This is a genomic window from Cupriavidus sp. KK10 (assembly GCF_018223725.1).
Taxonomy (GTDB): Bacteria; Pseudomonadota; Gammaproteobacteria; order Burkholderiales; family Burkholderiaceae; genus Cupriavidus; species Cupriavidus necator.
This window is the reverse complement of the sequence record NZ_CP073677.1, coordinates 1,366,756-1,380,126: the sequence shown is the minus strand read 5'-3', so window position 1 is coordinate 1,380,126 and position 13,371 is coordinate 1,366,756. Positions and strand designations below refer to the sequence as shown.

12 protein-coding genes and 1 pseudogene are annotated in these 13,371 nt (G+C 67.1%); 5 read left to right on the top strand and 8 right to left on the bottom strand.

All coding sequences use genetic code 11. From position 1 onward, the window contains the following. Positions 1 to 43: 43 nt before the first annotated feature. Positions 44 to 343: pseudogene (gene tnpA, locus KB879_RS06805) on the bottom strand (IS200/IS605 family transposase); the annotation flags it as partial. 54 nt (positions 344 to 397) lie between these two features. Here tnpA and KB879_RS06800 point away from each other — a divergent pair. Continuing rightward, positions 398 to 1,558 carry an RNA-guided endonuclease TnpB family protein gene (locus tag KB879_RS06800; protein ID WP_211980959.1) on the top strand — a complete coding sequence of 387 codons (1,161 nt, stop codon included), beginning with the start codon at positions 398 to 400 and terminating at the stop codon, positions 1,556 to 1,558. On the opposite strand, the gene KB879_RS06795 is transcribed toward KB879_RS06800, so the two are convergent. Next, the gene (locus KB879_RS06795; protein WP_371827394.1) at positions 1,559 to 2,209 is read right to left on the bottom strand and encodes an esterase/lipase family protein; all 651 of its coding nucleotides are present in this window, start codon (positions 2,207 to 2,209) and stop codon (positions 1,559 to 1,561) included. A gap of 89 nt (positions 2,210 to 2,298) precedes the next feature. Next, positions 2,299 to 3,186: a flagellar brake protein gene (locus tag KB879_RS06790; protein WP_041227847.1), complete on the bottom strand. Its 888-nt coding sequence runs from the start codon at positions 3,184 to 3,186 to the stop codon at positions 2,299 to 2,301. Between the two features lie 240 nt (positions 3,187 to 3,426). Between KB879_RS06790 and KB879_RS06785 the strand changes: the two genes are divergently transcribed. Both KB879_RS06785 and KB879_RS06780 read left to right on the top strand, forming a co-directional pair. After that, the gene (locus tag KB879_RS06785) at positions 3,427 to 4,140 is read left to right on the top strand and encodes a FadR/GntR family transcriptional regulator (RefSeq protein WP_013956305.1); all 714 of its coding nucleotides are present in this window, start codon (positions 3,427 to 3,429) and stop codon (positions 4,138 to 4,140) included. Positions 4,141 to 4,176: 36 nt separating this feature from the next. Next, positions 4,177 to 5,283, top strand: a complete 1,107-nt coding sequence (locus KB879_RS06780) for an NAD(P)/FAD-dependent oxidoreductase (protein ID WP_013956304.1) — start codon at positions 4,177 to 4,179, stop codon at positions 5,281 to 5,283. Here KB879_RS06780 and KB879_RS06775 read toward each other — a convergent pair. From KB879_RS06775 to KB879_RS06755, 5 genes are all read right to left on the bottom strand, one after another. Beyond that, entirely contained in the window at positions 5,205 to 6,479 is a 1,275-nt protein-coding gene (locus KB879_RS06775) for an MFS transporter (protein WP_153956396.1), read from the bottom strand. The genes KB879_RS06780 and KB879_RS06775 overlap by 79 nt on opposite strands. A gap of 12 nt (positions 6,480 to 6,491) precedes the next feature. Further along, on the bottom strand, positions 6,492 to 7,601 hold the full coding sequence (gene aroC / locus KB879_RS06770; RefSeq protein WP_041227845.1) for a chorismate synthase: 1,110 nt from the start codon (positions 7,599 to 7,601) through the stop codon (positions 6,492 to 6,494). 74 nt (positions 7,602 to 7,675) lie between these two features. After that, positions 7,676 to 8,398: a glutathione S-transferase C-terminal domain-containing protein gene (locus tag KB879_RS06765; RefSeq protein ID WP_211980958.1), complete on the bottom strand. Its 723-nt coding sequence runs from the start codon at positions 8,396 to 8,398 to the stop codon at positions 7,676 to 7,678. 27 nt (positions 8,399 to 8,425) lie between these two features. Further along, positions 8,426 to 10,324 (bottom strand): MFS transporter, encoded by a 1,899-nt coding sequence (locus KB879_RS06760; protein ID WP_013956300.1) that lies wholly within the window; start codon positions 10,322 to 10,324, stop codon positions 8,426 to 8,428. 150 nt (positions 10,325 to 10,474) lie between these two features. Continuing rightward, complete coding sequence (locus KB879_RS06755) at positions 10,475 to 10,921, bottom strand: CBS domain-containing protein (RefSeq protein WP_013956299.1); 447 nt, start codon at positions 10,919 to 10,921, stop codon at positions 10,475 to 10,477. Between the two features lie 239 nt (positions 10,922 to 11,160). Here KB879_RS06755 and KB879_RS06750 point away from each other — a divergent pair, with 239 nt between their 5' ends. Beyond that, complete coding sequence (locus tag KB879_RS06750) at positions 11,161 to 12,471, top strand: O-acetylhomoserine aminocarboxypropyltransferase (protein WP_013956298.1); 1,311 nt, start codon at positions 11,161 to 11,163, stop codon at positions 12,469 to 12,471. After that, positions 12,471 to 13,295: an alpha/beta fold hydrolase gene (locus tag KB879_RS06745; RefSeq protein ID WP_153956397.1), complete on the top strand. Its 825-nt coding sequence runs from the start codon at positions 12,471 to 12,473 to the stop codon at positions 13,293 to 13,295. The genes KB879_RS06750 and KB879_RS06745 overlap by 1 nt, the downstream gene beginning before the upstream one ends. Positions 13,296 to 13,371: the final 76 nt, after the last annotated feature.

Below are 13,371 nucleotides of genomic sequence, written 5' to 3'. Positions count from 1 at the left end.
CCGGGGAAGGATAGCGCGGACGCCGTCGGCGTCCTTTCGGCGGCTAATGCGGCGTCTGTTGTTGTTCAATGTATTGGCGGATAATCTCGATGGGCGCACCGCCGCAGCTCCCTGCGAAGTAAGACGGCGACCACAGCGCACCGCCCCATAGCTTCTTGCTGATGCTCGGGTAGTTCTTCTTTCGGATCATACGGCTGGATACCCCTTTCAAGCTGTTTACCAGTGCGGACACCGCGACCTTTGGCGGGTAGTTCACAAGAAGGTGAACGTGATCGTCCTCCCCATCGAACTCCACCAGTTCAGCTTCGAAATCTGCGCAAACGCCGGTAAATATATCGCGCAGGTCCTCTGCCGAATGTCATGGTCGTCGCTCATAGGCCAAGAGTATGATTGGGCCATGCAGCGTCTTCAAGCCTTCAAATACGAATTGATGCCGAACGGCGAGCAGCAGCGCAACATGCGCCGTTATGCCGGATCGTGCCGGTTCGTCTGTAACAAGGCGCTGGCGTTGCAGAAACAGCGTTACGATCAAGGCGAAAAGAAGCTCAGCTATGCCGGTCTGTGTAAGCAACTCACGGAGTGGCGCAACAGCACGGAAACAGCATGGCTGGCCGATGCACCAGTCCATCCTCTTCAACAGACGCTCAAGGACTTGGAGCGGGCCTACACAAATTTCTTCGCAAAACGGGCCGACTTCCCGCGTTTCAAGAAGAAGGGTCTGGGCGACAGTTTCCGCTATCCCGACCAGAAGCAAATCAAGCTTGATCAGACCAACTCGCGTATCTTTTTGCCCAAGCTGGGCTGGCTGCGATACAGGAACAGCCGCGACGTACTCGGTGAGGTACGCAATGCCTGCGTCAGTCTTTCGGGCGGCAAGTGGTTTGTTTCGATCCAGACTGAGCGGAAGGTCGAGCGACCTGTGCCGAAAGCCACCAGCGCCATCGGCATCGACATGGGCATCGCTCGCTTTGCCACCATGAGCGATGGCACTTTCCTCGCGCCGCTCAACAGCTTTAGGAAGCACGAAGCCAGACTGCGCCGTGCGCAGCGGGCGATGAGCCGCAAGACGAAATTCAGCAACAACTGGAAGAAGTCCAAGGCCCGAATCCAGCGTATCCACGCACGCATCGGTAACGCCCGCCTCGACTACCTGCACAAAGCCACGACCACGATCAGCGAAAATCAAGCGATGGTGTGTATCGAGGACCTGAAGGTACGGAACATGTCCAAGTCAGCGGCCGGTTCAAGCGGGCAACCGGGCAAGAACGTCAGGGCCAAGTCCGGCCTGAACAAGGCCATCCTCGATCAGGGTTGGTACGAGTTCGGGCGTCAACTGGAATACAAGCTAGCGTGGAATGGCGGCTGGCTAATAGCTGTGCCGCCACAGCACACCAGTCGCACGTGCCCTTGCTGCGGGCATGTATCTACCGAGAACCGGCAGAGCCAGGCGAGCTTCGCCTGTGTGGCATGCGGCTATGCGAATCACGCCGACGTGGTCGGCGCGATCAACATTTTGGCGCGGGGGCACCGCGTTGCAGCCTGTGGAGAGTCGGCGTAGTCAAGCCGCTCTACGAAGCAGGAACCCACCGAAGTGACTACGTAGAGCATCACGTAGCGCCGTAGGAATCCTCGTCCTTTCCGCCGTAAGGCGGCAGCCGAAGGCTGAGGACGAGGAGGATGTCAAGCCATTGATCAGGTCCAGCACGGTGTCGGCCACTTCGCTGCCGCGATGCGGGCTGCCGATGGTGGTGACCGAGGCCACGTCCTGCGGCGACATCGCCGCCAGCATGCGCGAGGTCGGCCCGCCCTGGCTGTGGCCGATCAGGTTGACCTTGTCGGCGCCGCTTTCCAGCTTGACCGCGTGCACATAGGCCTGCAGCGCCAGCGCGCGCTCTTCATCGCTGTTGAACGACGGCACCGTGGCCACATAGACTTGCGCGCCGTTGGCCCGCAGCACCTCGGGGATGCCATACCAGTAGTCGAGCGCACCACCCATCTTGGCCGCGCCGGTCAATCCGTGGACCAGCACGATCGGGTAGCGCGTCTTCGCATAGTCGCCGCTCGCGGCCAGCGCGGGTGCTGGCTGCGCCAGCATGGCCGCCACGGCCAGCGCGGCTGTGCCTGCCAGCCTGTGCCAGGCCTTGCCGGCCTTCTGCTCGCGTAGCGCGGGCGTGCGTTGTCCGCACGCGTGGTGTCCGCAGTGCTCCATCTTGTCTCCTCGGTGGTGGGTCTTTTTATGTTGGAAGCAGTAAAGACGGGCCGACGCGAGGAGACAATCAAAACATTAGCGGATTCCTTCTAAACGGCCAATACAGCCGCGGGCTGCAAGGGCATACGGGTGCTGGAAAGCAGCTGTTCGTAAATGTAGCACTGCAGCAGCGTCAGCTCGCGCTCGGCCAGCACGTCGAAGGCCACGCCGAAGGCCGGGAAGTCGGCATCGTCGCTGGCCGCGCCGGGGGGCGCGAGGCGGACCCAGCCGTCGATGGTGACCTCGCTGTCCAGCGACGCCGTGCGCATCTTGAAGCGCAGCCGTACGCGGCTGCCCGGCGCCGGCGCAGGCGCGGTGGTCTGCACCAGCGCGCCACCGGTGCTGAGGTCGGACAGCAGCGCCAGCCGCGCCGTGCCGGTGTCGATGCCGTCGTCATCGCCGGGCTCGGTCAGGTAGGCCGCCAGCCGGGTAGGCACGCGCGCGGCCTTGCGTACCGGCGTTGCGTGCTTCTGCACCGGCGCCGACAGCACCAGGTAGCGAAACGGGCTGCGGCACACGGCGGTGATGGTCGAGGTGAAGCTGTGGATGGCCTGTCCGGAGAAGCCGCGCAGCAGCACGGAATCGCCCGCCTGCAGCGGCAGGTCGCGCCCGCCGAGCTGCGGCCAGGTGACAAACAGGCCCTGCTCGATAAAACCGATCAGGCGGCTGGCGGCCGGGCGCGCGGCCTCGCCCTCATGCTTGACATGCAGCAGCGTGCCGACCTGCAGGCCAAGCGGCCCGGTGGTCGGACGCAGTTCGTCATCGGCATCGTCGTGACCATCTTCGCGGCAGACCACGCCATGGTGGAACACCAGCGCCAGGTCGCGTTCATCGGGAATGACACTGCCGCTGCCGAGCACCAGGTTGCCCTCGCCATCGAGCAATGACCAGGGCAGCGGGTATCCGACGGGAAGATCGTTAGGTGTGAGCTGGATCATGGCTGTTCGCAGTAGGCCCCGGCATTGGACGCCACGGGGCATGGCAAGCCCTGGGCGGAGCTGACGCGCAGGATCCGCCACCTGTATCAGGTTTCTATCGGCGCCGGCGCGGCGAAATTAAGCCCTCGGCGATTGACTAAGGCCGCATGTGTAGCATTCGCTCCCTACGGAAACCTTGACGCGCCGCAAAGTTAGGCCGAAAATCCGCAAAAGCTGTCTGACAGCCTGACATATCAAACCATGACCATCCTGCCTCGCCCGGCCTCCCTCGCCAGCCGTATCGCCCAGACCCTGCACGACGATATCCTCGCCGGCCGCTATGGCGCGGGCGCGCGCCTGCCGGCCGAGGCCAGCCTGGCCGACACCTTCGGCGTGAGCCGGCCGATCGTGCGCGAGGCCATCGCCCAGTTGAAGGCCGATGGCGTGCTGGTGACGCGCAAGGGCTCGGGCGCTTATGTGTCGGAGACGCCGGGCGGCCAGGCCTGGCGCGTGGCCAGCGCGCCCGACGGCGGCCCGACGCTGGCGCAGCTGTTCGAACTGCGCCGGGTGGTGGAAACCGCCTGCGCCGAAATGGCCGCGCAGCGGCGCACGGATGCCGATATCGATGCCATCCGCGGCGCACTGGCGGCGATGCAGGCACAGGCCGACGGCCAGGGCGACATGGCCAGCGCGGCGGCGGCCGACATGGCCTTCCACCATGCCATTGCGGAAGCCGCGCACAACCCCTGCTTTACCGGCCTGACCGATTTCGTCAGCCAGCAGATGCTGGCCGCGCGCCAGCGCGCCTGGGAGAACACCTCGCGGCTGAGCGTGACGACCGGCGCGCCGCGCGCCGCCGACCAGGAACATGCGGCGCTGGCCGAAGCCATTGCCGCCGGCGACGCCGCGGCCGCCCGCAACGCCGCGCAACAGCACCTTGCGGCCGCCGCCGCGCGCCTCGACCTGACGGCCTGAGTCCCGAACACACAGACATTGAAGCGAGGAACAACCATGGAAACAGTGGATTGCGTCGTCATCGGCGCCGGCGTGGTGGGACTGGCGGTGGCGCGCGCACTCGCGCTGCAGGGCCGCGAAGTAATCATCCTGGAAGCCGAGAACGCCTTCGGCACCATCACCAGCGCGCGCAACAGCGAGGTCATCCACGCCGGCATCTACTACCCGGCCGGCTCGCTCAAGGCGCAGCTGTGCGTGCGCGGCAAGGCCATGCTGTACAACTACTGCGCCAGCCACCACGTGGCGCACCAGCGCTGCGGCAAGCTGATCGTGGCCACCAGCGCGGCCCAGGTGGCCACGCTCGAAGGCATCCGCGCCAAGGCGGCGGCCAACGGCGTGGACGACCTGCGCCTCGTCAGCCGCGCCGAGGCGCAGGCGCTTGAGCCGCAACTGCAGTGCCATGCCGCGCTGCTGTCACCGTCGACCGGGATTGTCGACAGCCATGGCCTGATGACCGCACTGCTGGGCGACGCGGAAAACGCCGGCGCGATGCTGGCGGTGCAGTCGCCGGTGCTGGGCGGCGCGGTGACGCCGGACGGCATCCGGCTGGAGATCGGCAACGAGGATGGCAGCGTCACCACGCTGCTGGCGCGCACGGTGGTGAACTCGGCCGGGCTGACCGCGCCGGAACTGGCGCGCCGCATCGACGGCATGCCCGAGGCCCATATCCCGCCGCAGTACTACGCCAAGGGCTGCTATTTCACGCTGGCCGGACGCGCGCCGTTCTCACGGCTGATCTACCCGGTGCCCGAGGCGGCTGGGCTGGGCGTGCACCTGACCATCGACCTGGGCGGGCAGGCGCGCTTCGGCCCCAATGTGCGCTGGATCGACGAGATCGAATACGGCGTGGACCCAGCCGACGCCGACGGCTTCTATGACGAGGTGCGGCGCTACTGGCCCGGACTGGCCGACGGCGCGCTGCAACCCGGCTATGCCGGCATCCGCCCCAAGATCAGCGGCCCGCATGAGGCGGCGGCAGACTTCCGCATCGACGGCCCCGCCGTGCACGGCGTGCCGGGGCTGGTTCACCTGTTCGGCATCGAGTCGCCGGGGCTGACCTCGTCGCTGGCGATCGCCGAGCGGGTCTGCGCAGCGCTGGCCTGAGCGGCGCCATCGCCTTCCGCGCGAAAGCTCATCACCGCACAGAGCGCGCCGGCCGCCGCGGCAATGGCGGCCAGCCCGAACGTATGCTCGGGCGCCAGCGCGTTCCAGGTCCAGCCCATCGCCAGCCCGCCCAGCGTGCCGCCGACGCCGTAGGAAATGCCCGTGTACAGCGCCTGCCCGCGCCCCTGCAGCGGCCCGGCAAACCAGGCCTGCAACCGCTTCAGGCTGGCGCTGTGGTGCGCGGCAAAGGTGGCCGCGTGCAGCACCTGCACCAGCGCCATGAGCCAGGCAAACTGGGCAAAGTAGCCGGTCAGGCCGAAGCGCAGCGCCGCCAGCACAAAGGTGCCGGCCAGGATGGTGCGCAGCGAATAGCGCGCGAACAGCAGGCCCTGGTAGTAGAAGAAAACGATCTCGGCGACCACGCCGATGGTCCACATCACGCCAATGGCGAACTTGCTGTAGCCCAGCTGTGCCAGCCACAGCGAATAAAACACATAGAGCGCGGCGTGCGCGAACATCATCAGGAAGGCTGACGCCAGGAACCAGGCCACGTCCGGGCGGCGCAGCAGCGGCAAGGCGCGCGGCGGCGCAGTGTGCGGACCGTCGGCGGCGGCGTCGCGCATGGTCAGCACCACCCCGGCCAGGATCGCCAGCAGCGTGCTGGCCACCCACGGGAAGGCGCGCATGCCGACCGCTTCGAACAAGGCCCCGCCGGCCAGTACCGCGCCGATAAAACCGACCGAGCCGAACATGCGGATGCGGCCGTAGCTATGGTCGAAGGCGCCGTAGCGGCGCAGCGTGGAGATGGTCAGGGCATCGCCCAGCGGCGACATCGCGCTGGTCAACAGGCTCAGCGTCAGCATCATCGCCATCATGCCGCCGTAGCTGCCGACACCCGGCAGCATCAGGAAAGCCAACAACGAGGTGAACGCGCTCACGCGCAGGATGCGCACGCGCGTGTGCATCACGTCGGACAGCCAGCCCCACAGGTAGGGCCCGACGATGCGGCTGACCTGGAAGCTCGCCATCAGCACGCCGATCTGCACCGGGTTGAAGCCGCGGTCGGCGAAATACAGGCTGACGTACGGCGAAATCAGGCCGACGTAGCCGTAGTAGCCAAGGTAGAAGAGCCCGAAACGGGCGTAGTCGGGGCGGCCGGCGCCGGTGGCGCCGCCGCCCGCGAAAGGCGTGGCCAACGCGAGGTCAGATCAAGGCGTCTGGCCGGCCTGCGCGGGAATGCGCGGCGTATCGACCTTGACGTCGCCGCACTGGGCGCGGTGGCGCAGGGCGTGGTCGATCAGCACCAGCGCCAGCATGGCCTCGGCGATCGGCGTGGCGCGGATGCCCACGCACGGGTCGTGGCGGCCGAAGGTCTCGACGGTGGCGGCATTGCCGGCCTTGTCGATCGATTCGCGCGGGGTGCGGATGGAAGACGTCGGCTTGATCGCCAGCGACACCGTGACGTCCTGGCCGGTGGAGATACCGCCCAGCACGCCGCCGGAATTGTTGGTGCGGAAGCCCTCGGCGGTCAGCTCGTCGCCATGGACGCTGCCGCGCTGGGCCACGCTGTCGAAGCCGGCGCCGATCTCCACGCCCTTGACCGCGTTGATGCCCATCATGGCGTGGGCAATGTCGGCGTCGAGCCTGTCGAACAGCGGCTCGCCCAGGCCCACCGGCACGTTGCTGGCCACCACCTCGATGCGTGCGCCGACGGAGTCGCCGTCGCGGCGCAGCGCGTCCATATAGGTTTCCAGTTCAGGGATGACGTCGGCATTGGCCGCGAAGAACGGGTTCTGCGGCACATGCGACCAGTCCGTGAACGGCACGGCGATTTCGCCCAGCTGCGACATGTAGCCCCGGATCTCGGTGCCGTACTTTTCGCGCAGCCACTTCTTGGCCACCGCCCCGGCCGCCACCACCGGCGCGGTCAGGCGCGCCGACGAGCGGCCGCCGCCGCGATGGTCGCGGATGCCGTACTTCTGCCAGTAGGTGTAGTCGGCATGGCCCGGGCGGAAGGTCTCGACGATATTGCCGTAGTCCTTGCTGCGCTGGTCGGTATTGCGGATCAGCAGGCAGATCGGGGTGCCAGTGGTCTTGCCCTCGAACACGCCGGACAGGATCTCGACCTGATCGGCTTCCTGGCGCTGCGTGACGTGGCGCGAGGTGCCGGGCCGGCGGCGGTCCAGGTCGCCCTGGATGTCGGCCTCGGTCAGCGCCATGCCCGGCGGGCAGCCGTCCACCACCGCGCCGATGGCGGGCCCGTGCGATTCGCCGAAGGTGGTAACAGTGAAAAGCAGGCCAAGGGTGTTGCCGGACATGATGGAAACCGCACAGGAATTGGGGAAGGTTTCCATTGTAAGGCCAATGGCGGGCCTCGGGCGGCCCGACAGGCTCAGGCGGCGGCGCTTGCCAGCACCAGTTCGGGGTAGAACTCGGCGCGCATCCGCTCCATATAGGCCACCAGGTTGGCATGCCCCTCGGCCGCGGTGCGGATCGGAGTGTCGAATACGGGGCACAGCAGGCTGCCGGCAAAGGCAAACAGCGTGGCGTCGGCCCCGCATGGCGCGTTGCCCATCAGGTAGGGCTTGTCGCCCAGGATGTCGGCAATCGAGGTCACGCCCTTGCTGGCCAGCGCCACCAGGTCTTCTTCGCTGTGCCGGCCCAGGCCCTGCCCCCACAGCGTCTTGCGCACCTTGTAGCGCACCAGCCGCTCGGCCAGGCCGCGCACCGGCGCCGGCACGCCGCGGAAGAACTGGGCCGGCCCCTTGTCGAAGTTGGCCTGGTCCAGCCAGCGCACCCGCGCCACCGCCCAGTACAGGTGGTCTTCCATCAGCTTCTCGGCGGCCCAGGCGATGCCGCGCTCGGCCGCGCTCAGGCCGGCGTCGAAGTCGATGTGGTAGGTCTTCTCGATATGCCAGCGGATCATGGTGGAATCCGCCACGATCCGGCCCATGTCGTCCAGGTAGGGCAGCTTGCCCTTGGGCGCGCGCCGCAGGCTGCCGCGGCGCGCCTGGTAAGGCAGGCCGGCCAGCTTGAGCAGCATCTCGGCCTTGGTGACGAAGGGGCTGGCGTCGGGCAGCCCGAAGGCGGCGCCAAAGGTATAGAGCGTGATCATTGTGGATTCGGGTTCCGCACAACGGATTTAGCGCCAGTCGCCGCGCAGGGCCTGCACCATCTGCTGCAGCCCCTCCGGGGTGGCGGCCTCGGGCGGCACGGGCTCGCCCACCACCAGCTCCAGCCGGTTCAGGATGCCGCGCCGGAACGGCCGCGACATCGCCGGTGCCCCCTTGCGCGAGAAGAAGCTGCCCCACAGCCCGCGCAGCGCCATCGGCACCACCGGCACCGGCGTGCGCCGGATGATCTGCTGCACGCCCTGCTTGAACGGGTTGATCTCGCCGGTGGCGGTGATCTTGCCTTCGGGGAAGATGCAGACCAGATCCCCCTCGTCCAGCGCCTGCGCCACGCTGTCATAGGCACGCTTGAGCATGTCCGGATTCTCGTGCGCCGGCGCGATCGGGATCGCCCGGGCCTGGCGGAAGAACCACGACAGCAGCGGCACCCTGAAGATGTTGTGGTCCATCAGGAAGCGCACCGGGCGCGGGCTGCAGGCCATCAGCACCACCGCGTCGGCAAAGCTGACGTGGTTGCAGACCAGCACGGCCGGGCCGTCGGCGGGAATGCGCTCGGCGTTGACGCGGCGCAGCCGGTAGAGGGTATGGACCAGGATCCACGCGATAAAGCGCAGCAGGAATTCCGGCACCAGCGAGTAGATGTAGACCGCCACCACCGCATTGAGCAGCCCCACCACCAGGAACAGCTGCGGGATGCTGTAGCCCGCCCGCGTCATCGCCACGCCCAGCAGCGAAGCGGCAATCATGAAGAAGCTGTTCAGGATGTTGTTGGCGGCGATGATGCGGGCGCGGTGCGTGGGTGCGCTGCGGCTCTGGATCAGCGCGTACAGCGGCACGCTGTAGAACCCGCCGAACATGGCCAGCAAGAACAGGTCCACCAGCACGCGCCAGTGGCGCGGCTCGGCCAGGAAGCCGCCGATGCCGCTCAGCGCCACGGGTGCCTGCCCCTGGCTGGCAAAGTACAGGTCGACTGCGAACACTGTCATGCCGATCGAGCCGAACGGCACCAGGCCGATCTCGACATGGCGCCCGGACAAGCGCTCGCACAGCAGTGAACCGGTGCCGATGCCCAGCGAGAACACCGCCAGCAGCAGCGTCACCACGTTCTGGTCGCCGCCCAGCACATCCTTGGCATAGCTGAAGAACGAGGTCAGGAAGGTGGCGCCCAGGAACCACAACCACGAAATGCCGAGCAGGCTCAGGAATACCGTGCGGTTGCCGCGCGCCAGCACCAGGTTGCGCCAGGTCTCGGAGAACGGGTTCCAGTTGATGCGCAGGTCCGGCTGCGGCGCCGGCGAGACCGGGATGCGGCCCGACACCAGCCGCCCCGCCACCGCGATCACCACGCACACCGCGCCCACGTACATCGGCCCCACGATCGTGCCGCCCTGCTGAAGCCCGGCCAGTTCGCCGCCGATCAGCGTCCCGATCAGGATCGCGACAAAGGTGCCCATCTCCACCATCCCGTTGCCGCCGACCAGCTCGCTTTCATCCAGGTGCTGCGGCAGGTAGGCAAACTTGACCGGGCCGAATAGCGTGGAATGCAGCCCCATCAGGAAGGTGCCGGCGTACAGCAGCGGCGCGCTGTGCCAGGCAAAGCCGGCCAGGCCCAGCACCATGATGGCGATTTCCAGCGACTTGACCAGCCGGATCAGGCGCGACTTCTCCAGCTTGTCGGCGATCTGCCCGCTGGTGGCCGAAAACAGCACGAACGGCGCGATAAAGATGGCCGAGATCAGAAAGGCCGCGCTGCGCGCGTCCACGCCCTCGAACAGTGCCGTGTGGTAAGTCACCAGCGAGGTGAAGGCGACCTTGAAGACGTTGTCGTTCATCGCCCCAAGGAACTGGGTCCAGAAGAACGGGGCGAAGCGGCGCAGGCCGAGCAGTCGGAACTGGCTGTGTTGGCTCATGGATGGGCCGGTCGGTCAGGGGACCGCCGCCGAAATGGGAACGCCGGCTAGTGTGCCGGAGCCGGGGTTCGGCCGCCACCCCGCCACGGCCCCGTGGCGCCAACCGAGGGTATTTCCGAAGGAAGCTTCAGCCCGGGCGGCCCGGCGCAATTACTCGGCGCGCTCTTCCGGCCAGTCGCGGATATAGGCCTTGAGCATCTTGTTCTCGAAGCTCTGGTCCTCGACTACGGCCTTGGCGACGTCGTAGAAGGAAATCACGCCCATCAGCGTGCGGTTGTCGAGCACCGGCAGGTAGCGGGTGTGACGTTCCAGCATCATGCGGCGGACCTCGTTGACGTCGGTCTCCATGGTGCAGGTCAGCGGCGCATCGTCCATCACCTTGCGGATGCTGGTGCTGCCGACGTTGCCATTATTTCGGGCCAGCGTCTCGATGATCTCGCGGAAGGTCAGCATGCCGACCAGGTCGCCGTATTCCATCACCACCAGCGAGCCGATATCGTGCTCGGCCATGGTGTGGACGGCTACCAGCAAGGAGGTGTCAGGCGTCACGGTATAGAGCGTATTGCCCTTGATCTGGAGGATGTCGCTGACTTTCATGTTGGTCTCCGCTGCCTGCGCTCAAACTGAGGGCATCGCTCCGGCCGGGGGCACAGGGGGCGATACCGGTCACATTGTTATCTGTCTATGGGTGTGCGGGCGCACTCTGCATCGTAGCGCCCCGTTGGCCGATCCTAGCCCAAACCCGCCGTCAAAGTAAAGCGGGAGGCCGGTTTGCGGGCGTCGGCGGGCGCACGGTGCTACGATGCTGGCCGGAGACAACTCAAGGCCGACCGACCATGTCCGGAACCCGATTCGACACGCTTGCGCTGCACGCCGGCGCCGCGCCAGACCCCGCCACCGGGGCCCGCGCCACCCCTATCCACCTGACCACGTCCTTCGTGTTCCGCGACAGCGAGCACGCCGCGTCGCTGTTCAACATGGAGCGCGCGGGGCACGTCTACTCTCGTATTTCCAACCCCACCGTGGCCGTGCTCGAAGAGCGCATCGCCGCGCTGGAGAACGGCGCCGGCGCCATCGCCACGGCCTCGGGCCAGGCCGCGCTGCACCTGGCGGTGGCCACTCTGATGGGCGCGGGCTCGCACGTGGTGGCCTCGTCGGCACTGTATGGCGGCTCGCACAACTTGCTGCACTACACTCTGCGCCGCTTCGGCATCGAGACCACCTTTGTCAAGGCGCGCGACATCGACGCCTGGCGCGCGGCGATCCGGCCCAATACCCGGCTGCTGTTCGGCGAGACCCTGGGCAACCCGGGACTGGACGTGCTGGACATCCCGACGCTGGCGCAACTGGGCCAGGACAACGGCATCCCGTTGCTGGTGGATTCCACCTTCACCACGCCCTACCTGCTGCGCCCGTTCGACCACGGCGCCGGCCTGCTCTACCATTCGGCCACCAAGTTCCTGGGCGGCCACGGCACCACCATCGGCGGCGTGCTGGTCGAAGGCGGCACCTTCGACTTCGAGGCCTCCGGGCGCTTCCCGGAGCTGTCCGAGCCGTACGAGGGCTTCCACAACATGGTGTTCACCGAGGAAAGCACGGTGGCGCCCTTCCTGCTGCGCGCGCGCCGCGAGGGCCTGCGCGACTTCGGTGCCTGCATGAACCCGATGGCCGCCTGGCAGCTGCTGCAGGGCGTGGAGACGCTGCCGCTGCGCATGAGCCGGCATGTCGACAACACTCGCAAGGTGGTGCAGTTCCTGGTCTCGCACCCGATGGTGGAATCGGTGTCCTACCCGGAACTGGAATCGCACCCTGACTACGAACTGGCCAAGCGCCTGCTGCCGCGCGGCTGCGGCGCGGTGTTCAGCTTCAACCTGAAGGGCAACCGCGTGGCCGGCCAGCGCTTTATCGAGAGCATGTCGCTGTTCTCGCACCTGGCCAACGTGGGCGACGCACGCTCGCTGGTGATCCACCCGGCTTCGACCACGCACTTCCGCATGGACGCGGCGGCGCTGCAGTCGGCCGGCATCACCGAGGGCACGATCCGGCTGTCGATCGGGCTGGAAGACCCGGATGACCTGATCGACGATCTCAAGCGCGGCCTGAAGGCGGCCGAAAAGGCCATGAGCGGCAAGGGAGGGCAAGCCTGATGGAACTGACCATTGCAGGCCAGCCGGCCTACGCCTATACCGGCGGCAAACCCTTCGATCCCGCCCTGCCCTGTGCCGTGTTTGTCCACGGCGCGCAGAACGACCACAGCGTGTGGGCCCTGCAGACGCGCTGGTTTGCCAACCACGGCTTCTCGGTGCTGGCGGTGGACCTGCCGGGCCACAACCGCAGCAAGGGCGCGCCGCTGGCCACCGTCGAGGCCATGGCCGACTGGGTCATGGCGCTGGTGGCGGCCGCCGGCGTGAAGGCGCCGGCCTTCGTGTTCGGCCACAGCATGGGCTCGCTGATCGCGCTGGAATGCGCGGCGCGGCATGCGCAGGCCGTGCGCGGCATCGGCCTGCTGGCCACGGCTTACCCGATGAAGGTCTCGGACGCGCTGCTGGACGCTTCGCTCAACCGCGAGGGCGAGGCCATCGCCATGGTCAACACCTGGTCGCATTCGAGCCTGGCCAACAAGCCGTCTTCGCCCGGGCCGGGCGCGTGGATGCACGGCGGCAGCCAGCGGCTGATGGAGCGCGTGTCGCGCAACAACCCGCAGGCCCATGTGTTCCACAATGACTTCTCGGCCTGCAATGCCTACGCCCATGGCGAAGAGGCCGCGGCCGCGGTCGCCTGCCCCGCGCTCTTCATCACCGGCACCAAGGACATGATGACGTCGCCCAAGGCGGCCCAGGCGCTGGCCGGCAAGATGGCCAAGGCGAACCTGGTCACGGTCCCGTGCGGCCACGCGCTGATGGGCGAACGCCCGGATGAAGTGCTGGACGCGCTGGCGGCGTTTGCGCGCAAGGTGGTCGCGGCCGGCTAAGCCTGGCCGCAGATGGCTGGCCGGCCACGCCGGCGGCCAGCCTCCCGGCACCTCTGCGCAGAAGGTCTACACTGCA

What these genes read in the sequence shown, in the direction of transcription:
- KB879_RS06800 (WP_211980959.1), top strand. Translation starts at nt 398, where the DNA reads ATGCAGCGTCTTCAAGCCTTCAAATACGAATTGATGCCGAACGGCGAG.
- KB879_RS06795 (WP_371827394.1), bottom strand. Translation starts at nt 2,209, where the DNA reads ATGGAGCACTGCGGACACCACGCGTGCGGACAACGCACGCCCGCGCTA.
- KB879_RS06790 (WP_041227847.1), bottom strand. Translation starts at nt 3,186, where the DNA reads ATGATCCAGCTCACACCTAACGATCTTCCCGTCGGATACCCGCTGCCC.
- KB879_RS06785 (WP_013956305.1), top strand. Translation starts at nt 3,427, where the DNA reads ATGACCATCCTGCCTCGCCCGGCCTCCCTCGCCAGCCGTATCGCCCAG.
- KB879_RS06780 (WP_013956304.1), top strand. Translation starts at nt 4,177, where the DNA reads ATGGAAACAGTGGATTGCGTCGTCATCGGCGCCGGCGTGGTGGGACTG.
- aroC (WP_041227845.1), bottom strand. Translation starts at nt 7,601, where the DNA reads ATGTCCGGCAACACCCTTGGCCTGCTTTTCACTGTTACCACCTTCGGC.
- KB879_RS06765 (WP_211980958.1), bottom strand. Translation starts at nt 8,398, where the DNA reads ATGATCACGCTCTATACCTTTGGCGCCGCCTTCGGGCTGCCCGACGCC.
- KB879_RS06760 (WP_013956300.1), bottom strand. Translation starts at nt 10,324, where the DNA reads ATGAGCCAACACAGCCAGTTCCGACTGCTCGGCCTGCGCCGCTTCGCC.
- KB879_RS06755 (WP_013956299.1), bottom strand. Translation starts at nt 10,921, where the DNA reads ATGAAAGTCAGCGACATCCTCCAGATCAAGGGCAATACGCTCTATACC.
- KB879_RS06750 (WP_013956298.1), top strand. Translation starts at nt 11,161, where the DNA reads ATGTCCGGAACCCGATTCGACACGCTTGCGCTGCACGCCGGCGCCGCG.
- KB879_RS06745 (WP_153956397.1), top strand. Translation starts at nt 12,471, where the DNA reads ATGGAACTGACCATTGCAGGCCAGCCGGCCTACGCCTATACCGGCGGC.